The 20,344-nt window shown below is 55.7% G+C and carries 26 protein-coding genes; 16 read left to right on the forward strand and 10 right to left on the reverse strand.

Features of this window, described 5'->3' with window-relative positions; all coding sequences use genetic code 11:
• The first annotated feature begins 76 nt into the window (after positions 1-76).
• A complete protein-coding gene (gene degS, locus K0H80_RS16805; RefSeq protein ID WP_220072338.1) occupies positions 77-1,156 on the forward strand; it encodes an outer membrane-stress sensor serine endopeptidase DegS in 1,080 nt (359 codons plus the stop codon).
• Positions 1,157-1,261: 105 nt separating this feature from the next.
• Here degS and K0H80_RS16810 read toward each other — a convergent pair whose 3' ends face one another.
• The 8 genes from K0H80_RS16810 to K0H80_RS16845 form a co-directional block, all read right to left on the reverse strand.
• Positions 1,262-1,402, reverse strand: a complete 141-nt coding sequence (locus K0H80_RS16810; RefSeq protein WP_220074044.1) for a hypothetical protein — start codon at positions 1,400-1,402, stop codon at positions 1,262-1,264.
• Between the two features lie 169 nt (positions 1,403-1,571).
• Complete coding sequence (gene murA, locus K0H80_RS16815) at positions 1,572-2,831, reverse strand: UDP-N-acetylglucosamine 1-carboxyvinyltransferase (RefSeq protein WP_220072339.1); 1,260 nt, start codon at positions 2,829-2,831, stop codon at positions 1,572-1,574.
• Between the two features lie 15 nt (positions 2,832-2,846).
• Positions 2,847-3,098 (reverse strand): BolA family protein, encoded by a 252-nt coding sequence (locus K0H80_RS16820; protein WP_220072340.1) that lies wholly within the window; start codon positions 3,096-3,098, stop codon positions 2,847-2,849.
• A 15-nt stretch (positions 3,099-3,113) separates the two neighbouring features.
• A complete protein-coding gene (locus tag K0H80_RS16825) occupies positions 3,114-3,407 on the reverse strand; it encodes an STAS domain-containing protein (RefSeq protein ID WP_220072341.1) in 294 nt (97 codons plus the stop codon).
• Entirely contained in the window at positions 3,407-4,060 is a 654-nt protein-coding gene (locus tag K0H80_RS16830; protein WP_220072342.1) for an MlaC/ttg2D family ABC transporter substrate-binding protein, read from the reverse strand. Before K0H80_RS16830 ends, K0H80_RS16825 begins: the two co-directional genes overlap by 1 nt.
• A gap of 11 nt (positions 4,061-4,071) precedes the next feature.
• Entirely contained in the window at positions 4,072-4,545 is a 474-nt protein-coding gene (gene mlaD / locus K0H80_RS16835; RefSeq protein WP_011867098.1) for an outer membrane lipid asymmetry maintenance protein MlaD, read from the reverse strand.
• Positions 4,546-4,616: 71 nt separating this feature from the next.
• Positions 4,617-5,402, reverse strand: a complete 786-nt coding sequence (gene mlaE, locus K0H80_RS16840; protein WP_144202706.1) for a lipid asymmetry maintenance ABC transporter permease subunit MlaE — start codon at positions 5,400-5,402, stop codon at positions 4,617-4,619.
• On the reverse strand, positions 5,389-6,198 hold the full coding sequence (locus tag K0H80_RS16845) for an ATP-binding cassette domain-containing protein (RefSeq protein WP_220074017.1): 810 nt from the start codon (positions 6,196-6,198) through the stop codon (positions 5,389-5,391). Before K0H80_RS16845 ends, mlaE begins: the two co-directional genes overlap by 14 nt.
• A gap of 234 nt (positions 6,199-6,432) precedes the next feature.
• Between K0H80_RS16845 and K0H80_RS16850 the strand changes: the two genes are divergently transcribed.
• The 15 genes from K0H80_RS16850 to K0H80_RS16920 all read left to right on the forward strand — a co-directional run bounded on the left by K0H80_RS16850 (position 6,433) and on the right by K0H80_RS16920 (position 18,167).
• Positions 6,433-7,392: a calcium/sodium antiporter gene (locus tag K0H80_RS16850; protein ID WP_220072343.1), complete on the forward strand. Its 960-nt coding sequence runs from the start codon at positions 6,433-6,435 to the stop codon at positions 7,390-7,392.
• Between the two features lie 33 nt (positions 7,393-7,425).
• Positions 7,426-8,403 (forward strand): KpsF/GutQ family sugar-phosphate isomerase, encoded by a 978-nt coding sequence (locus K0H80_RS16855; RefSeq protein ID WP_220043407.1) that lies wholly within the window; start codon positions 7,426-7,428, stop codon positions 8,401-8,403.
• A gap of 1 nt (position 8,404) precedes the next feature.
• Positions 8,405-8,956: a 3-deoxy-manno-octulosonate-8-phosphatase KdsC gene (kdsC, locus tag K0H80_RS16860; protein ID WP_220072344.1), complete on the forward strand. Its 552-nt coding sequence runs from the start codon at positions 8,405-8,407 to the stop codon at positions 8,954-8,956.
• Positions 8,953-9,510 (forward strand): LPS export ABC transporter periplasmic protein LptC, encoded by a 558-nt coding sequence (gene lptC / locus K0H80_RS16865; RefSeq protein ID WP_220072345.1) that lies wholly within the window; start codon positions 8,953-8,955, stop codon positions 9,508-9,510. The genes kdsC and lptC overlap by 4 nt, the downstream gene beginning before the upstream one ends.
• The gene (gene lptA, locus K0H80_RS16870) at positions 9,497-10,042 is read left to right on the forward strand and encodes a lipopolysaccharide transport periplasmic protein LptA (protein ID WP_144202702.1); all 546 of its coding nucleotides are present in this window, start codon (positions 9,497-9,499) and stop codon (positions 10,040-10,042) included. The genes lptC and lptA overlap by 14 nt, the downstream gene beginning before the upstream one ends.
• Positions 10,039-10,770 carry an LPS export ABC transporter ATP-binding protein gene (gene lptB / locus K0H80_RS16875; RefSeq protein ID WP_011867106.1) on the forward strand — a complete coding sequence of 244 codons (732 nt, stop codon included), beginning with the start codon at positions 10,039-10,041 and terminating at the stop codon, positions 10,768-10,770. The genes lptA and lptB overlap by 4 nt, the downstream gene beginning before the upstream one ends.
• Before the next feature lie 134 nt (positions 10,771-10,904).
• Positions 10,905-12,392 (forward strand): RNA polymerase factor sigma-54, encoded by a 1,488-nt coding sequence (locus K0H80_RS16880; RefSeq protein WP_220043409.1) that lies wholly within the window; start codon positions 10,905-10,907, stop codon positions 12,390-12,392.
• Between the two features lie 30 nt (positions 12,393-12,422).
• Positions 12,423-12,710, forward strand: a complete 288-nt coding sequence (hpf, locus tag K0H80_RS16885) for a ribosome hibernation promoting factor (protein ID WP_011867108.1) — start codon at positions 12,423-12,425, stop codon at positions 12,708-12,710.
• Between the two features lie 2 nt (positions 12,711-12,712).
• Entirely contained in the window at positions 12,713-13,156 is a 444-nt protein-coding gene (gene ptsN / locus K0H80_RS16890) for a PTS IIA-like nitrogen regulatory protein PtsN (RefSeq protein ID WP_011867109.1), read from the forward strand.
• The gene (gene rapZ / locus K0H80_RS16895; protein ID WP_144202698.1) at positions 13,153-14,001 is read left to right on the forward strand and encodes an RNase adapter RapZ; all 849 of its coding nucleotides are present in this window, start codon (positions 13,153-13,155) and stop codon (positions 13,999-14,001) included. Before ptsN ends, rapZ begins: the two co-directional genes overlap by 4 nt.
• Complete coding sequence (locus K0H80_RS16900) at positions 13,994-14,269, forward strand: HPr family phosphocarrier protein (RefSeq protein ID WP_011867111.1); 276 nt, start codon at positions 13,994-13,996, stop codon at positions 14,267-14,269. Before rapZ ends, K0H80_RS16900 begins: the two co-directional genes overlap by 8 nt.
• Before the next feature lie 100 nt (positions 14,270-14,369).
• Entirely contained in the window at positions 14,370-15,737 is a 1,368-nt protein-coding gene (gene mgtE / locus K0H80_RS16905; protein WP_220043411.1) for a magnesium transporter, read from the forward strand.
• A gap of 104 nt (positions 15,738-15,841) precedes the next feature.
• Entirely contained in the window at positions 15,842-16,525 is a 684-nt protein-coding gene (locus tag K0H80_RS16910) for a response regulator transcription factor (RefSeq protein WP_011867113.1), read from the forward strand.
• An 11-nt stretch (positions 16,526-16,536) separates the two neighbouring features.
• The gene (locus K0H80_RS16915) at positions 16,537-17,799 is read left to right on the forward strand and encodes a sensor histidine kinase (RefSeq protein WP_220043412.1); all 1,263 of its coding nucleotides are present in this window, start codon (positions 16,537-16,539) and stop codon (positions 17,797-17,799) included.
• A 119-nt stretch (positions 17,800-17,918) separates the two neighbouring features.
• A complete protein-coding gene (locus K0H80_RS16920) occupies positions 17,919-18,167 on the forward strand; it encodes a hypothetical protein (protein WP_220043413.1) in 249 nt (82 codons plus the stop codon).
• 135 nt (positions 18,168-18,302) lie between these two features.
• Here the strand turns inward: K0H80_RS16920 and K0H80_RS16925 are convergent, their stop codons facing one another.
• Together K0H80_RS16925 and K0H80_RS16930 are read right to left on the reverse strand one after the other, a co-directional pair.
• Positions 18,303-18,515 (reverse strand): intracellular growth attenuator family protein, encoded by a 213-nt coding sequence (locus K0H80_RS16925; protein WP_144202689.1) that lies wholly within the window; start codon positions 18,513-18,515, stop codon positions 18,303-18,305.
• A gap of 246 nt (positions 18,516-18,761) precedes the next feature.
• On the reverse strand, positions 18,762-20,336 hold the full coding sequence (locus tag K0H80_RS16930; protein ID WP_220072346.1) for an FG-GAP repeat domain-containing protein: 1,575 nt from the start codon (positions 20,334-20,336) through the stop codon (positions 18,762-18,764).
• Between the last annotated feature and the right edge of the window lie 8 nt (positions 20,337-20,344).

A 20,344-nucleotide genomic window follows, 5' to 3' on the forward strand; every position in this document is an offset into this window, starting at 1 on the left:
TTATGCACTTAGGCCAATAGTGCCCTATAAATAAACATGTTAATCTAACGCTACTTATCCCATAACACCTTAAATCATGACGCTTAAAGACACGGTAATTTACATCGCGAAAGCAGTTTTATTCGGCCTCATCATGGCCGCCGTCTTTCTGGTCATCACCCCATGGATAACAGGCACTGCCAATCACGGTAACTTCTTCCAGAGCCGGGGACAAAACGGGATAGAACTCTCCTTCTCTCAGGCGGTGCGCCGCGCGGCACCCGCAGTGGTCAACATCTATAGTCTGAGCATAGATCAGAGCCGCCCGCTTAATTCGGGCTCCCTGCAAGGCCTAGGTTCAGGCGTGATCATGAGCAAAGAGGGCTACATACTCACCAACTATCACGTGGTCAAGAAGGCGGACGAGATAGTGGTCGCCCTGCAAGATGGCCGCAAGTTTACCTCAGAGGTGGTGGGTTCAGACTCTGTCACCGACCTGGCGGTACTTAAAATAGAGGGCGATACCCTGCCCGTGGTGCCTATCAACTTAGACGTCCCCGCCCAAGTCGGCGACGTAGTACTGGCCATCGGCAACCCCTATAACCTGGGGCAAACCATCACCCAAGGCATCATCAGCGCCACGGGGCGTAACGGCCTGAGCTCGGGTTATCTGGACTTCCTGCAGACAGATGCCGCCATCAACGCGGGCAACTCGGGCGGCGCGCTTATCGACACCAGCGGCCGCCTGATCGGCATCAACACCGCCGCCTTCCAGATTGGTGGCGAAGGTGGTGGCCATGGGATTAACTTCGCCATCCCCATCAAGCTGGCCCACAGCATTATGGGTAAGCTGATCAAAGATGGCCGGGTGATACGTGGTGCACTAGGCATCACAGGCGAGGCGATCAACCCTGTGATGGCGCAGATCCTTAACCTGCCGGATCTGACCGGTGTCATGGTCACTGGCGTAGATCATCAGGGGCCGGCCGCCCAAGCCAAGCTGAGACCCAGAGACGTGATCACTAAGTTTAACGACGAGACCGTTCCCGGCGTCGAGATGCTGATGGATAGGATTGCCGAGACGCCACCTGGCACCCAGGTGACCATGACCATTATCCGCAGCGGCAAGTACTATGAGGTACCTGTCACCATAGGGGAAAACCTGGGTACGGAATAACGAGTTCTGAAGAATAGCGACTCAAGCCCGCAGACAAAAAAGCCAGCAATCGCTGGCTTTTCTTTTATCTATTCTCTCGTGATCTCTAGGTACTTGCTTAAGCCCTTAGCTTGGGCTCTTAAATAGCCGCAACCAAAAACCACATTCGAGCAGCGCGCCGACCACCAGCAGGCTCAAGGCCCCCAGGTGCATGCCCACGCCATAACAGATCAGGGCGCCGATCAACAGCCCTACTAATAACGCCATCCTTTTGCCATGTGCCATATACTCTCCTTAGCATATTCAAATTGGCCTACCCACCAATCATAAGCTTAGCCTATGTAAATTACCTGCATTATTTTGTGACCAATTGCGTCATCCATGCATCTGGCACAAAAAAGCCACCCTAAGGTGGCTTTGTAAGATGAAGCTAGGCTTAGCTGACCCGCACGACTTCGCCGCCCAGCCCCTTAAACTTCTCTTCGATATGCTCGTAGCCTCTGTCGAGGTGATAGATACGATCGACCGTGGTCACCCCATCGGCCACCAGGCCGGCGATCACCAGGCTCGCCGAGGCGCGCAGATCCGTCGCCATCACCTGAGCGCCGTTAAGCAGCTCACAACCCTTGATGATACAGGTGTTGCCTTCCAGCTCCATGTTGGCGCCCATACGGATAAGCTCGGGCACATGCATGAAACGGTTCTCGAAGATGGTCTCTGTAATGGTCGCCGTACCTTCCGCCAGGGCGTTGAGTACACAGAACTGCGCCTGCATGTCTGTCGGGAAACCCGGATATGGCATGGTCTTGATGTTGACCGCCTTGGGGCGTTGCCCCTGCATATCCAGCTCGATCCAATCTTCGCCCGTGGTGATGCTGGCGCCGGCATCTTCGAGCTTGGCGAGCACGGCCTCAAGGGTCTTAGGATCGGCATCGACACAACGTATCTTGCCCTTGGTTACCGCCGCGGCCACCAGGAAGCTACCTGTCTCGATACGGTCTGGCATCACGCGATATTCGCAGCCACTTAGCGACTCGACACCCTGGATGCGAATGGTATCGCTACCGGCACCGCTGATCTTGGCGCCCATGGCGTTGAGGCAGTTGGCGAGATCGATAACTTCTGGCTCACGGGCCGCGTTCTCGATCACCGTCTCGCCATCGGCCAGGGCCGCCGCCATCAGTAGGTTCTCTGTTGCGCCGACGCTGATCATGTCCATGAAGATATGGGCGCCCTTGAGACGACCATCGACGCGGGCCTTGATATAGCCCTCTTTCACCTCTATCTTAGCCCCCATCTGCTCCAGACCATGCAGGTGCAGGTTAACCGGGCGGGCGCCGATGGCGCAGCCACCGGGCAGAGAGACGTCGGCGGTGCCGTAACGGGCCAGCAAGGGCCCCAAGATCAAGATAGAGGCACGCATGGTCTTCACCAGCTCATAGGGCGCGCAGAACTCGTTGAGATGGGTGGTAGAGATGGTGATCTTACCCTCGTCGCTACGGCTGACCTCGGCACCAAGACAGCGCAGCAGCTCGCAGCTGGTGTTGACGTCCCTCAGGTTAGGCACATTGCTGACCACAAAGTCTGTCTCGGCCAGTACACCGGCCATCAGGATCGGCAGGGCGGCGTTCTTGGCGCCTGAAATCACCACGTCACCGGCCAGTGCACCACTGGCCTGAATTGTTAATTTATCCACTATGAGTCTCTAGCCTTACATGTTGAAGATTTTTTCACGCTTCCACTGCGTAGGGGTAAAGGCGTTGATAGTGATGGCATGCAGCGCCCCACTGGTCACATGTTCCATCAAAGGGCCGTAGATCATCTGCTGTTGCTTCACGCGGCTCACACCGTCGAAACACTCACCGACGGCAACAATCTTATAGTGTGTCCCATCCTGGCTCACGTGTACTTCATCCAGTGTCAGCGCTTGGGTAAGCAGCTGTTCAATCTCATTACATTCCATAAACGGATAACCCTTTTATTTGGCTTCTTCGGTGAAGAAGTCTTGTAAATCATATAAATCTATTAACTTTTGCAGTTGCGTCGGCGGATTGCAGAGCACCAACGACTGACCCTTCTTCTGCTGCTCTGCCACCAGATGCAGCAGCAGGGCGACACCGGCGCTGTCGCTATAGGATACGCCGGCAAGATCCAGTCGGTCACAGGCACCATTGAGTAGCGTCTCCAGCTTAGGCCAGAGCTCCACCACCGCCGCCTGAGACAGCTCACCGCTGACCTGGCAGTGACTCGCCGCCTGGTTAAAGCTCAGCATTATAGCTTAGTCCCCTTGTTAACCAAGCTGATATGGTTATCTGTGTGGGTCTCCAGCTCTTTTATTACCGCATCTATGCCATTTTGGCGGATCAGGTTAGTGATCTCCGCGCTCTTAGAGGAGAGCAGGCTCACCCCCTCGGCTACTAGATCGAACGCCTTCCAGGTATCGTCCTTCAAGCGACGCACCCTGAAGATAAGCTTGATGGGCGGACGTCCCTGCTCGATGATCTGCACGTTGACATCCACCATCTTCTCACCGTCGAACCCCTTAGCCGGGGCAAACTCCACCTGCTGGTCGGTATACTCGGTGAAGGCCTGGGCATAAGTGGCAATCAGATAAGTCTTAAAGGCCTCGGCGAAACGCTCGCGCTGATCCGGCGTACTCTGACGCAGGTAGGGCCCCATCACCTTATAAGACGCATACTTATAATCGATATAAGGCATCAACTCGTCAGAGACTATCACCTTAAGATGGTCGGGATTGGCCTGAATTGTGGCAATATCCTGATGAAAACGGGCAAAAGTCTTGTTGGCCACGGACTCCACCATGGCATAGGGGTCCTTGGTATTGACCGAGATCTCCTCGGCGCTAACCGCACCGCCGATCAGCAATACCATGGAGGAGAAGAGTACTTTCAACAACTGTTTCATATTCGTCCCTATTAATTTTCTTTAGACTTCATACTGTATAAGAACTGGCCGATGAGATCTTCGAGCACTAAGGCCGAGTGAGTGTCGTCGATACGATCGCCATCTTTGAGCATGCCGATATCGTCCATCACAAATCCTGGCGTCAGTCCCAAGAACTGCTCGCCCAGCAGACCCGAGGTGAGGATCGACAGGCTACTGGTCTCGGGAAACTGATCGTATTGATTGTCCATGGCCAGCTCGACCACGGCCACCAGTTCCTCAGGATCCAGGCTGATGTTCGTCACCCTGCCAACCACCACGCCACCCACCTTGACCGGTGAGCGCACCTTGAGGCCGCCTATGTTGGTGAACTTGGCATACAGGGTGTAGTGGCTCTGGCCAGGCTTCACCTCGACATTGGCCACGTTGAACACCAATACCAGAAAGGCCATCAGGCCCGACAGAATAAACAAGCCAACTAATAGTTCAATTTTTCGAGTCAACATACTCAATTACCACTCAGTTCTATACATACCACGACGGCAAATATATAGGTTTATCCATAAACAAAATTTAATCAGCGGCCAAACATCATGGCCGTCAACAGGAAGTCCAGCGCCAACACCGCCAGGCTGGACTGCACCACGGTTTGGGTGGTCGCCCGGCTGATCCCCTCGGGATTGGGGATCACATGGTAGCCGCGATACAGGGCTATCCAGGTCACCACTACGGCGAACACCAGGCTCTTGATCAGACAGTTCACTATGTCCTGACGCCACTCTACCGAGGCCTGCAGGATAGACCAGAAGCTGCCGCTGTCGATCCCCTTCCATTCCACCCCGACCAGATGGCCGCCATAGATGCCCACGGCGGTAAACATCAGCGCCAGAAGCGGCAGGCTGATCACCCCGGCCCAGAAGCGCGGCGCGATCACCTGACGCAGGGGATCGATAGCCATCATCTCCAGGCTGGAGAGCTGCTCGGTGCTCTTCATCAAACCTATCTCGGCGGTGAGCGCCGAGCCGGCGCGTCCGGCAAACAGCAGCGCGGTCACCACTGGCCCCAGTTCACGCAGCAGACTGAGCGCCACCATGGGCCCCAAGCTGTCTTCTGTGCCGAAACCCACCAAAATATTATAGCCCTGCAACGCCAGCACCATGCCGATGAAGAGGCCGGAGACCAGGATGATCACCATGGACTGCACGCCAATCACGTACAGCTGCTTGATCAGCAGAGGCGTGCCCTTGCGCACCCTGGGCATCTTGGCGATGGCGCCCCACAACATGAGTCCGGCGCGTCCCAGGCCGGTGACGCTATCGATCGCACCACGACCTAAGCGGGCGATTTGATCAATCACGCTCACCTAACATCTCCTTCTGGTAATCCTGGGCGGGAAAATGAAACGGCACGGGCCCGTCGGGCTCGCCGCCGATAAACTGTTTCAACTTAGGATTGTCGGCCGCCTTCAGCTCGGCTGGCGTGCCGTGGGCGATCACCTTCTTGTCGGCGAGCACATAGACATAGTCGGCTATCCCCAGCACCTCTTGCACGTCGTGGGACACCACCACAGAGGTGAGGCTCAGCGCATCACTCAGCTCACGGATCAGCTTCACCAGCACCCCCATGGAGATGGGGTCCTGTCCGGCGAAGGGTTCATCGTAGAGCACCAACTCTGGCTCCAGGGCGATGGCGCGGGCCAGGGCCGCTCGTCGCTGCATGCCGCCGGAGAGCTCGCTCGGCATCATCTGCGCCGCGCCTCTTAGCCCCACTGCTTCGAGCTTCATCAGCACGATGCGGCAAATAATCGCCTCTGGCAATTCCGAGTGTTCCCGCAGGGCAAAAGCCACGTTGTCGAACACATTCATGTCGGTAAACAGGGCACCGCTCTGAAACAGCATGCTCATGCGTTTGCGCAGGGCAAACAGCTCGCTGCGATTGCATTTATGCACGTCTATGCCATCGACCTTGATGACCCCAGAGTCCGGCCGCAGCTGACCACCGATCAGCTTGAGTAGGGTCGTCTTGCCTATGCCGCTGGGTCCCATGATGGCGGTCACCTTCCCTCTGGGGATGGTGAGGCTGACGTCGTCATAGATAACATGGGTGCCACGACTGAAACCCAGATGACTGATCTCCACCAATGGCTGCACGTGTTCCATCGGCGCTTGTTCCATTGGCTTAGTCTCACCCTTGGCTTGGCTGTCATGACTTAACGATTGATGACTCATAACGGGACCTAATGCGTTCCATGGTTAGGCGGCAGGAAAAGAGACAAATTGTACGAAATTGACGGATTGTGCACAACTGAATCGACACTATCTTTGCGCAATACTTTCAATTTTGTTCAATTCCAGCGAAAATGCGCGGCAGACTCTTAAACAAAAAGATTTTCAATGCTATTTAATATTTTCTTACTGATTGCTGGTTTGGGTGCTCTTGTCTGGAGTGCCGACAAATTTGTCTTCGGCGCCGCGGCATTCGCCCGTAATCTCGGCCTGCCGCCCATGTTAATTGGCCTCACCATAGTCGCCATGGGCAGCTCGGCCCCGGAAATGTTTGTGGCAGCCACCGCCTCCCTCGAGGGTATGACAGACACGGCCATAGGGAATGTGCTGGGCTCTAACGTCGCCAACATCACGCTGATCCTGGGGATCACCGCTCTGTTAGGCGCAATCTCGGTAAGCTCACAGACACTCAAGCGGGAAATCCCTATGATGTTAGGCGCCACGGCGATGGCGGGCTATTTCCTTCACGATGGCCAGCTGACCCGCGTCGAGGGCTTGGTGCTGATGGCACTCTTCTTCGCCCTCATGGGGTATCTGATCTGGCATGCGATCGTCAACAAGGAGAAGGATCCGCTGATCGACGAGGCCGAGAGCGAGGTGCCTAAAGATGTGCCTACGCCTAAGGCGATCCTCTGGCTGGTGATAGGCCTAGTGCTGCTGCCCCTGTCTGCCGACTGGATGGTGCAGGGCGCCGTGGGTATCGCCAAGGCCTTCCATATGTCAGACTTAGTCATAGGCCTGACCATTATCGCCGTCGGTACCAGCCTGCCTGAACTGGCGGCCTGTGTGGCCGGCGTGCTGAAGAAAGAGGACGACCTTGCCATAGGTAACGTGGTCGGCTCTAACCTGTTTAACATTCTTGCGGTTTTGGCGCTGCCTGCCCTTATCGCCCCAGGCGCGGTAGATGCCGCCGCCAGCAGTCGCGACTTTTACATGGTGATGGCAACCAGCGTTGCCCTGGCCATACTGATTTTATTAACCGGCAAGGCCCGCCAACTACGCCCCTGGCATGGCGGTGTGTTATTAGCGACTTTTATCGCGTACCAAGTCACGCTTTTCCTATCCTAATAACGTTTAGGCCGACAAAATAGAGAGAACAAGATGGTAGATGCAGATCAATTACGTCAATGGGGACGCAAGGTTATCGATACCGAGCGCAATGCGCTGGACAACCTGTATCAATATGTCGACTCGAGTGAATTTGCCAAGGCCTGCCAACTGATCCTCGCCTGCACCGGCAAGGTGATCGTCATGGGCATGGGCAAGTCCGGCCACATAGGCAACAAGATCTCGGCCACCCTGGCCAGCACAGGCACCCCAGCCTTCTTCGTCCATCCCGGCGAGGCCAGCCATGGCGACCTGGGCGTGCTTAGCGAGAACGATATCGTGCTCGCCATCTCCAACTCGGGTGAGGCCAGCGAAATTTTAACCCTGATGCCTGTTATCAAGCGTATGGGATTGCCTGTCATCGCGGTGACGGGCAAACCCGAATCCAACATGGCCAAGCATTCTGTGGTCCATCTGTGTATCGAGGTACCGGAAGAGGCCTGCCCGCTCGGGCTTGCGCCGACTTCGAGCACCACGGCGACGCTCGTCATGGGCGATGCCCTGGCGGTGGCCCTGCTGCAGGCCAGAGGCTTCACCAAAGATGATTTTGCCCTCTCCCACCCCGGCGGTAGCCTGGGACGCAAGCTGCTGCTCAAGGTGAGCGACGTGATGCACAAGGGTGATGACTTGCCTCTGGTGGCCGAAGATATCTGTATCACTGAGGCCCTGTATGAGATCTCCAAGAAGGGGCTGGGCATGACTGGCGTAGTCAACAGCCAGGGCCTGCTGGTCGGCATCTTCACCGACGGCGATCTGCGCCGGGTGATCGACGCCGAGATCAACCTGCGCAAGACCTCCATCTCAGAGGTGATGACCCATGGCTGCGTCACCGTCAGCGAAGGCATCTTAGCCGCCCAGGCCCTCAAGGTGATGGACGAGAAAGAGATCAACGGCCTGATCGTCACCGACGAGCAGCAGAAGCCGATTGGTGCACTCAACATGCTGGACATGGTCAAGGCGGGGGTGATCTAACATGGCACATCAAGGTTTTTATGGCCCGATAACCGACGTAGTCTGGCAGAAGGCTAAACAGATCAAACTGTTAATCTGCGACGTCGACGGCGTCTTCTCCGACGGTCTGGTCTATATGAGCAACTCGGGCGACGAACTCAAGACCTTCCATACCCGCGACGGCTATGGCGTACGCTCGCTACTAACCAGCGATATTCCGGTGGCCATCATCACTGGGCGTAAGTCGCAGATAGTGGAAGATCGCATGACGGCCCTGGGTATCACCCACATCTACCAGGGCGTCGACAACAAGCTCGAGCCTTATCAGGAGCTGCTTAACCACTATAAAGTGACGCCTGAGGAAGTCGCCTATATCGGCGATGACATGGTGGATCTGCCCGTAATGGAGAAGGTGGGCCTGTCTGTGTGCGTGGCCGACGGTCATCCCTTTGTGCGCCAACACGCCGACATGGTTACCCATATCAAGGGCGGCCACGGCGCGCTGCGTGAACTGACGGATCTCATCCTGCTCAGCCAGGATAAGTTTGCCTCAGCCCACGGAATGAGCATATGAACAGAGTCACGCTGGCGATCATCGCCTTCTTCGGCACAGCACTGATCCTCTATTGGCAGGTTCAGTCGAAAAAGGGCAGCGAAGATCTGGCCCTGGATAATGTCGATCGTCCCGACTACATAGTTCGGGATCTCAAGAGCGTGCAATACAATGATGAGGGTGGCATCAACAGCCGGGTATCGGCCAGTCACATGGAGCACTACGCCGAGCGCAACCAGACCTACTTTACCCAGCCCATCTATCTGGTCTACCCCGACAACGGCGATGCCCAGTGGCGCCTGAGATCCACCAAGGGCACATTGGACAAAAATAGCGGACGGGTCACCCTGGAAAATAATGTTATCATTGATGCCATTAGCCCAGAGGAACCGATTCAGACCATAGAGACCACCTATCTGGAGCTGGATCTCAATACTATGATTATGACATCCGACAGAAGCATTCGGATCACAGGGCGTGATTTCCTCATCACGGGGGAAGGCCTATATGCCGATCTCAACGCCCAAAATATAAAACTGACGAGTCAGGTAGAAGGAACATATGAAACTAAATAGCCTTATTCTTGCGGGCCTGCTGCCCCTGGTCAGTATTGGCGCCCATGCCAAGGTAAACGACCTGCTGCAAGAGGTTAAGATCTCTGCCGCCAGCCAGGAAGCCGACATTAAGAACAACCAGATCATCTTCCACGGTCCGGTCGAGGTCACCCAAGGCTCAATCAAGATATTGGCCAGTGAACTACGCGCCTTCAGCAAAGAGAAGAACAGCGGCAAGATACTGATCGCCACCGGCAACCCGGCCACTTACTCTCAGGTGATGGAAGATGGCCGTCCCGCCTCGGCCAGCGCCAAGGAGATACGTTACGAGCTTTCCAGCCGCACCCTGACACTGATCGGCGACGCCACCCTGGAACAGGAAGGCAGCCAGGTCACGGGTTCGCAGATCCGCTACAACATAGAGCAGCAACAGCTGATCGCCGAGAGCACAGGCAAAGACAGAGTGATCACCATCATTCAGCCTGAAAACTATCAGGAACAGATCCAGCCAGAGCAGAAGCCCGAGAAGAAACCAGAACAGGAAAAACAATGACAGACCTGATCTTGAAGGCGGAGAACCTCGCCAAGAGCTATAAGAGTCGTGCCGTTGTCCAAGACGTGAGCCTCACGGTCAAGACCGGGCAGATCGTCGGCCTGCTGGGGCCAAACGGCGCCGGCAAGACCACCACCTTTTACATGGTCGTCGGCCTGGTACAGAGCGACAAGGGCCGCATCTTTATCGACGATGACGACCTGACGCTAGACCCCATGCACCTGCGCGCCCGCAAAGGCATAGGCTACCTGCCCCAGGAAGCCAGCATCTTCCGTAAGCTCTCGGTGCGAGACAACATCATGGCCGTGCTCCAGACCCGCAGCGATCTTAATAACGATGGCCGCGAAGAGGAGCTGGAACACCTGCTGGAAGAGTTTCACATCACCCATATCCGTGACAGCCACGGCATGGCGCTCTCGGGCGGTGAACGTCGCCGGGTGGAGATCGCCAGGGCGCTTGCTGCCAACCCTAAGTTTATTCTTCTCGACGAGCCGTTCGCCGGTGTCGATCCTATCTCGGTCATCGACATCAAGAAGATCATCGAGCAGCTTAAGAATCGCGGCCTGGGGGTGTTGATCACCGACCATAACGTGCGCGAAACATTAGACGTCTGCGAGAAAGCCTATATCGTCAGCCATGGTAATCTGATCGCCGAGGGCACACCCGCCGAAATCTTAGACAACCAGCAAGTACGAGCAGTGTACTTAGGTGAACAATTCAAGCTATAGTTAATCTTATAATGGGGCCACAGAGGAAATACCATGCGTTAATTGTGGCCTTAGGCACTATCCGATATATTTGTCCGGCACATATAGCCAGAGCTTTCTCATTTTATAATTAGAAACAAGGGAATAGCAGTACGATGAAAGCGTCACTTCAGCTCAAAATGGGTCAGCATCTCACCATGACGCCCCAGCTACAACAGGCCATACGTCTGTTGCAGTTGTCGTCATTAGAGTTGCAGCAGGAGATCCAGCAGGCATTAGAATCCAACCCGCTACTGGAGTTGGATGAAGAGCAGGAGAGCGCCAGCATCGAGCTGCAAGACGATAGCGTCAGCGACAGCTTCGACAACAAGTACGACGACAAGATAGAGCTGGATTCGAGCCAGGATAACTCAGGGGTCGAGACCTCAGACGCCCTGACTCAAGACTCAATGCCAGACGAGCTGCCGGTGGATACCACCTGGGATGAGGTCTACACTGCCTCGCCAAACTCAAGCTCGGGCGCCATGCGCGACGACGACATGCCTTTTCAGGGCGAGACCAGCGAAGGTCTGTATGAACACCTGGAATGGCAGAAGAACCTGACCCCTTTTTCCGATAACGACCTGGCCATCGCCACCGCCATCATCGACGCCATCGACGAGCGCGGTTACCTGACCCAGACCTGCGAAGATATTCTCGAGGCCATGGGCGACCCAGAGATCGAACTAGACGAGGTCGAGGCGGTGCTCAAACGGGTACAACACTTCGACCCTATTGGTGTGGCGGCCCGCGACCTCAGCGAATGTCTGACGATTCAGCTAGCCCAATACAGCGACGACACGCCGCACATCGCCAACGCCCGCATGCTGATCAAGGAGCACCTGGATCTCATCGCCGGACGCGACTTCCGTCTGCTGATGCGCAAAACCAAGCTCAAGGAAGATGAGCTGAGGGATGCCATAGCCCTGATCCAGACCCTGAATCCCCGTCCCGGCCTCGCCATCACCGCCAGCCGCGACGAGTACGTGATCCCGGATGTGACCGTCACCAAGAAGAAGGGACGCTGGGTAGTCGAGCTCAACCCAGACAGCATGCCCAAGATCAACGTCAACCAACAGTATGCCGCCATGGCCCGCAGCACTAAGAGTCAGGCGGATGGCCAGTTTATTCGCGGTCACCTGCAGGAAGCCAAATGGTTCCTCAAGAGCCTGGAGAGTCGCAACGAGACCCTGCTCAAGGTGACCAACTGTATCGTCGACTTCCAGCAAGGTTTCTTCGAATTTGGCGAAGAGGCGATGAAGCCCATGGTACTTAACGACATCGCCGAGGCGGTGGAGATGCATGAATCCACCATCTCGCGTGTGACCACGCAAAAATATATGCATACCCCGAGAGGGATCTTCGAGCTTAAATACTTCTTCTCCAGTCACGTCGGTACCGACGATGGCGGAGAGTGCTCTTCAACAGCAATACGTGCCTTCATTAAGAAGCTGGTTGCTGCGGAAAACCAGAAAAAGCCATTGAGCGACAGCAAGATGGCTCAACTCTTGGCCGAACAGGGTATTAAGGTGGCTAGACGCACCATTGCCAAGTATCGCGAGGCAATGCTTATACCGCCCTCGAATCAGCGCAAGAGCTTATAAAACAAACCTGGAAACTGGAGGACTATCTTTATGCAAATAAACCTGACTGGGCACCATATCGAGATCACCCAATCTCTACGAAGCTACATCGAAGAGAAATTCACAAAGCTTGAACGTCATTTCGATCAGATCAATAATGTGCACGTTGTATTAAATGTCGAAAAGTTGCAACAGAAGGTTGAGGCAAAGTTACATCTCCGTGGCGGAGAAGTGTTCGCAACATCCGAACATGCGGACATGTATGCCGCGATAGACTCCCTGATTGACAAACTCGATCGTCAGGTCATTAAACACAAAGAGAAGCTTACTAAACATTAACGATGGAACTGAGTACCATCCTGCGGCCGGAGTGCACCACCTGCGCCACTCCGGGCAGTAAGAAAAAGGTACTGGAGCTTATCAGCGACTTAGCCGCTGTCCAGTACCCCACCCTCTCCTCTCAAGAAATATTTGAAAGCCTTCTGGCTCGAGAGAAAATGGGCAGCACAGGTATAGGCAATGGTATCGCGATTCCTCACGGACGGCTGACTAACATAGATCAACCCGTGGCCGTACTGGTGAAATGTGCTGAACCAATCGCATTCGATGCCATTGACAATCAGCCCGTCGATATCCTTTTTGCGTTATTGGTGCCCGCAGATCAATGCGAGCAACATCTTAGCACCCTGGCCGCTATGGCCGAGAAGCTCAATGATAAGGCGATCATGAAGCAGCTAAGAAAGACACAAGATGAATCCGAACTCTATCAGGTGATCACCCAATGAAATTGGTTTTGGTATCCGGACGCTCAGGATCGGGAAAATCCGTCGCACTCAGGGTCCTAGAAGATCTAGGCTACTACTGTGTCGACAATCTGCCCTTGCAGATGATGGAGTCCCTGCTGGAGCAGCTCAAGGGACGCAGCGATCTCGTGGCCATCAGCGTCGATGTGCGCAACATGCCCAGCGAAGAGATCCAGCTGGAAAAACAGCTGGCCAAGCTCCCCAAAGATACCGAAATCTTAAGTTTCTTCCTGAACTCCAGCGACAATGTGCTGCTCAAGCGCTATAGCGAGACCCGCAGACTACACCCGCTGTCACGCTCTAAGGTCTCCCTCAAGGAGGCAATTCAGCTCGAGGGCAAGTTGCTCGACCCCATCGCCAAACTCGTGGATCACTATATCGACACCTCTAACCTCAACATCTATGAGTTGAGCGACAAGGTGCGCGAGATCCTGCTGGGCACGGTCGACAAGGAGCTGGTGATCAACTTCGAGTCCTTCGGCTTTAAATATGGCATGCCGACCGAAGCCGACTTCATGTTCGACGTGCGCTTCCTGCCCAATCCCCATTGGGAACCTGAGCTAAGGCCTCTGACCGGCCTGGATGAGCCAGTGCAGCAGTTTCTGAGTCAGCAGCCACTGGTCAACAAGTTCATCTGGCAGATCGAAAACCTGCTGGAAACCTGGTTGCCTCACCTGGAGCGCAACAACCGCAGCTACCTCACCATCGCCATCGGCTGCACCGGCGGCCAACACAGATCTGTCTATGTGACCGACCAGCTCGCCAAGCTGTTCAACAAGGGCAAGCATAAGGTTCAGGCGCGCCACAGAGAACTAAAGCATGACTAAGTTGGCTCGCGAGCTGACCATCTGCAACAAGTTGGGCCTGCACGCCAGAGCGGCGACCAAGCTGGCGGTGCTCGCCGCTAAGTTTGACGCCGAGGTCACCCTGATCCAGGGCGATAAACAGGCCTCCGCCGCCAGTGTACTCGGCCTCCTGATGCTCGAAACCGGCATGGGTAAAACCATCACCATCACCAGCGAAGGCAAAGATGCCCAGGCGGCCTTAGATGCCATCAGCGCCCTTATTGACGCCAAATTCGATGAGGCCGTATAATCGGCTCGCTTTGCGGTGCCCGCTTAATTTCGTCCTATACTTATCATAGACTTACAAGCCTACCACCCAAGCCGTTCAATCAACTGCCAAAGGAGGAGCTATGCCGATCGAAGTGTTAGATAGTGAAACCACAGATCAACGCCTTAATCAGCTCACTCAAGCCTTAGGCAGCGGCATGTTTGTCCATGTGCGCAGCATGCTGCACGACATGGCCGCCTCTGATATCGCCTTTATCCTGGAATCTTCGCCGCCGCGCACCCGTCAGGTGCTCTGGCAGCTAATCGATCAACAGCACACGGGGGAGATCCTCGACGAGCTGGGCGAAGAACTCAAAGATACCCTGATCACCCAGATGAGCCCCGAGCGCGTCGCCAAGGCAGCCGAAGGCATGGACACGGACGATCTGGCCTACATACTGCGTAGTCTGCCCGACAGCGTCTTCAATCAGGTGTTGCAGTCGATGACGGCGCAAGACAGAGCCAGGGTGGAGCAAGCCCTTTCCTACCCGGAAGACACTGCCGGCAGTATCATGAACACGGATACTGTCACCGTGCGCCCCGATGTCACCATAGACGTGATCCTGCGTTACCTGAGGATCCGCGGCGAGCTGCCCGATGCCACCGATACCCTCTATGTGGTGGATAAGCGCGACAGCCTGCTGGGCGGTGTGCGCATTACCGACCTGCTGACCTGCGACCCCAATGCCTCGGTGCGGGAGATCATGAACGACGATCTCGAAGGGATCCCCGTGGGTATGGATGACGGCGAAGTCGCCCAGCTGTTCGAGCGTCACGACTGGGTCTCGGCCCCCGTGGTCGAAGAGGAGACCAACCGTCTGCTGGGGCGTATCACCATCGATGATATCGTCGACGTGATCCGTGAAGATGCCGAACACTCCATGATGGGGATGGCGGGGATGGACGACGACACAGATACCTTCGGCCCAGTGGTCAAGAGTACCCTGAGGCGCTCCCTCTGGCTGACCATCAACCTGTTTGCCGCCCTGCTGGCCGCCTCGGTCAGCAACATGTTCGAGAACACCCTGGAGCAGTTTGCCACCATCGCCATCTTGATGACCATAGTCCCCAGCATGGGTGGCGTCGCCGGCAACCAGACCCTGGCGCTGGTGATCCGCGGTATCGCCCTGGGGCAGATAGGCCAGAGTAACTCCCGCTGGCTGATCGGTAAGGAACTGGCCATCGGCTTTCTCAACGGCCTGCTCTGGTCCATGCTGGTATTTGCCGCCGTCTGGCTGTGGAAGGGCGACATTGCCCTGGGCGGACTGATCGGCGGCGCCATGCTGATCAACATGACGGTGGCCGGTCTGGCCGGCGCCTGTATCCCACTGCTGCTGAAGAAATTCAATGTCGATCCCGCACTGGCCGGTGGCATGGTGCTGACCACGGTCACTGATGTGATCGGCCTGTTCGCCTTCCTCGGCCTGGCGACCCTGTTCCTGCTGCATTGACACCTAGGCGCATCTCAAAGCTCAATCGGATGCGCTTGAATTTCAATGTTATCGACATCTTTTTCACGCTAGGATAGGTAGAGTCATCCGGCCAGAGAACTGTCATGCAAAATACTCAAATACTCATCATAGAAGATAATGCCGATGTCGCCGGTGTCCTGGGGGACTATCTCGAATCCCAAGGAGCTCAGGTGGATTATGCCAGCAATGGCGAGCTCGGCCTGCGCCTCGCCACCGAAGGGCACTTCGACGCCATAGTGCTGGATCTCATGCTGCCCAAGATGGACGGCTACGCCGTGGCCAAGGCCCTACGTCAGCAGGGCTCCAGCGTGCCCATATTGATGCTGACGGCGCTGGACGACAAACAAGATCTGCTGCAAGGCTTTCATAGTGGCGCCGACGACTATCTGACCAAACCCTTCGATCTCGATGAGCTACATGTACGCCTGCTGGCGTTGATTAAGCGTCAGCTCGGGCGCGTCGCCCAGGGCTGTCAGCAGTGCGGGCCGCTCACCCTCAACATCGCCGAGCACACCGCCTATCGTGATGGCAAGAAGCTACAGCTGACCCCAAGCTGCTATCAGATCCTCCACCTGCTGATCTCCCGCGCGCCTAACGTGGTAAAACGTGAGGAGATAGTGCAGCACCTGTGGGGGGAAGAACCGCCCAACAGCGACATCTTGCGCAGCCATATGTACCAGCTGAGAAATCAGGTGGATAAACCCTTCGACACCCCCATCATACTCACCGTGCCTAAGATAGGCTTTCGGTTAGACGTGAATCAATAGAGGCCCCACAGGTGCAAAAAACCGCCAAGAGTCTGACTCGCAAGCTAAGTTTCTACTTCGGGGGGATCGCCCTCTTGGTGGCCGCCATCCTCTACCTGCTCAGTATATTTATCCTCTACTGGGTCGAAGATGAGCTCAACCGCCGCAGTCTGGAGCAGATAGCGCCTAGTGCTAAGGCGGCATTCGAGCAGGGCGCCGAGTCGCCGCTGGTGTTGAGCACCACTATCGTCGCCTATAACGATGCAGCCAGCTTACCCGATGAATATCAAGGCATTGTCGATCTGCCCGTCGGTTTTCTCGATGAACTGCACGATACCTTCAAGGAGGATATCTTCATCTTTCGCGGCCAATATGGCGAAGGCGAGGCGACACATCCCCTGATTCTGGTGATGAATGCCGAGCAGGTAGAGCTGAGCCGTAACGAATGGAACAATATCAGCCTGGTGATCCTGGCCGTCACCCTGATGTTGTTTGCCCTGTTCGGCTTTGCCATCACATTGCTCACCCGCAGGCTTATCGCGCCCATTCGCGCCATCAGCGAGCAGCTCGAGGACTCGGAGGGCGACCAGAGTTTTCGCGTCTCCAAGGATGCCACCCAGGAATTTCATGCCCTCACCGCCAGCCTCAACCATTATCAGCAGCAGATCGCCCAGCTGATCCGCCGGGAACAAGCCTTCTCCCGCTACGCCAGCCATGAACTGAGAACTCCGCTGACCATTATTCAAGGCGCCAGCCGTCTGCTGGAACAGGAGGGCAAGCCAGAGTTTATGCAACGACAGCGAAGCCGTATCGCCAAGGCCGCAAGCAATATGCAGCACATCATAGACGCGCTGCTGAGCCTGGTGAAACAGGAGAAGGGGCTGAGTTCACCCGACCTCAGGCCGCTACAGGAGAAAGAGCTAAAGCAGATCCTTGCCGAGGTCGAACCGCTGGCGAGCCAGAAACAGATCCAATTAGGCCTCACCCTAGATGCCACGCCGCAGATAGCCCCCAGCGAGGCGGTACTGCGCATGTTACTGATCAACTTGCTCAATAACGCCATCAACGCCAGCGACAGCGGCTGTATCGCCATCAGCGTCGACGATGAGGGGATCTCGGTGAAAGATCAGGGCCGCGGCATGAGCAGCAGCGACACTCGCCCCCAGGGCCATGGCTTAGGGCTGGAGATAGTCGAGGCCCTGTGTCAGCGTTATCAGTGGCGTTTTAGCCTCAGCAATTGCGACAAGGGCTGCATCGCCAGGTTGCACTTTCCTGCATCAACCCATGCCTCCTGATGGTGCAAGATAGGCGCTGAGCCGAGTAATCGCTCACTCAAGACCCAGTTTTTCGCCTGTCATCTAATTGGCATAAGTTTCGCTTATCCTAGCGCGGTCACGCACTAGGAGGCTTTCCCTTGTTTTCACTCAAGACACAATGGCACACCAATGACACTGACGCCTTTTGGCAACCTCAATTCGACGGAGAACCAAGCCATGAAGAAGTGCCTTACCCGCACCCTCTAGGCGGTCATCCACAGCGGGGCGCGATAGATGCGCGGCTAAATGCGCTAGGTCGGGAAGAGATAGGCCAGAGCCAGCAGCTCAGCCTGAATCGGGAAATCATGACACTGGTCGCAGAACAGGCCAGGTTATCGCTCAACTAGCTTTAACCTCAGCTAAGTTTTTAAGGTCAACCAAGTTTTTAAGCTCAAGCAGCCAGGTTATCTCTAAAGTAGAGTGCTAAGCTCGGCCACCGGCGAATCGATAGCGCGGCGAAAAGGCGCTAGGATAGTAAACCGCTAACGGGAACGCGGGGTAATATTGGAGAGGCTATCGAAGAATCTCTGCCTCTGCTTCTCGGCATCGAAGCGGCGCACCATCTGCCACTCCTGAAACAGGGCAATTGCAAACCCTATGACCACCACCAACAAGCATCCGGCTCCCAGGTAGGTGATGATATTTACTGCGACATCTGCTCCTGCAGAACTGCTGGCGCTGCCAAAACCTATCATACACAACCCTTACACTTAGTCTCTGGGTGACCAGGAGTCACCTTCGACCTCAGGGTAGCGATGAAAAATTAAACAAAACTTAAGCCAATTAGCCCCCTCGAGAGGGATTTGTGTTAGTGAGAGCTAACTCACTGAAGCAGAGCGGGTTATTACCATCTAATCGAGCGCGGCTTAATTGCGACAAAGTGTATCACCAGGTCCTAGCCACCTTGCCGTCACCGACACAACTGGCAAAACAGCCAAGGGCTATTGGGTCATGATCACCAAAAACTGGCTCTGCAACTCGGCCTTATCCTGCCTGCCATACTTGATAAGCAGATCCGCCTTACCGTCTAGATTAAGATCTTCGCTGCTGAGCATGTCACCATCGATAGGCAGGGTAAGCTTGAGGCTTTCTTTGCGATCGAAGGGCGCGCCCTTGGCACTACCCAGAAACAGATCCAGCTCTGTGTCGCCGTCGGACAGCAGTAGATCCTGACGCTTGTCGCCATCGATATCCGCCAGCTTTACCACGGGCGCGCCGCTCTGGCCCGAGGTCAGACTGAAACTCAGCTCCACCGACTTGCTCACGTTAGGTCTAGCGGCGAAACGCCGCTTATCGTCCATGGTAAACAGGTGCACGTCCTGATCTATACTGCCCGACACCAGGGCGCCGATGATCTGCGACAGGCCGATGTCGAACCCTGACACCAGCACCTCGCTGCGACCATCTAGGTCGATATCCACCAGCTCGAAGCCCGTCAGGGTACCATCGCCGCGGATCACGCTCTGGGGCTGCTTGGCAAAACTCACTCCCTTATCGCCCTTCACCCCTAGATAGATCTCATAGTCGTTAACCCGATCCAGCACCCCTGAGCTCTTGGTGTAGCGCACCACCATATCCACAAGGCCGTCGCCATCGATATCCTGCAGCTCCTCGACCTTGCGATAGACGAGATCGCTCTGATCCAGCGCCTCGCCATAGGCATCACGTCTGTCCCACCAATCTAGGCCGCTGATCGCCTGACTCACGGGCTGGAATCTGGGGTAGCTCTCGAACTTGCCATCCTGATGCTGGGCATAGATCTCAAGCTCCCCCTCGCCCACCTTGATGATGTCGTCGTGACCATCGAAATCCATGTCGGCAAAATAGAGCTTGGTCTCGCTGTAGCGGGCGCCATCACGATAGAGCAGCACCTTGGGCTGAATCGCCAGGGTCTGGGTCTGCCAGCCTTCGCCCTGACTGAGGAAGAGCTCGGTCTGCTCAAACTGGCCCACGATAAAGTCGTCACGGCCATCGCCGTTGAGATCCTGCACAAACTCGCCGCGGGCAATAAACTCAATGCGCGGCTTCACCACCAGCGGCGCCACATCAAGCAGCTCTCGAAGTGCCAGCCCCTGGTCGCTAACCGTCAACACAGAGAGGTGAGCGCGCGACATGAAATAGGCAGACTGCAGGGCATCTGCCTGCTGTGGCTTGCCCTGCTTTAAATTGCCTTGCTGTAAATTGCCCTGCTTTGGCTTAGCGCTGACATCGTATCGATAGAGATCGCCTGGCAGAGGCATCTTATGCAGCAGCCGATACTGGCTGCTTTCGCCATCTAAGCCATAGACGGCGAGCCATTTGGTCTGGCGATCATCGACACCGATCGCTAGCAGCTCCTTGTTGGCATCGCCCACCAGGTTGAGGCTCTCCAGCGGATGGGTGAGCTTAAATCCGGTATCTATGGTTTGAGAGACGAAGGCCAGTGGCGCCTTATCGGCCAAGACCTGCATGGAGCAGAGCAGAGTCAGGCTGGCGGTGAGCCAGGGGGCGAGGGCACGAATTGCCGGTATTTTCACAGATCATT

It is taken from the genome of Shewanella aegiceratis, assembly GCF_019457495.1.
GTDB classification, from domain to species: domain Bacteria; phylum Pseudomonadota; class Gammaproteobacteria; order Enterobacterales; family Shewanellaceae; genus Shewanella; species Shewanella loihica.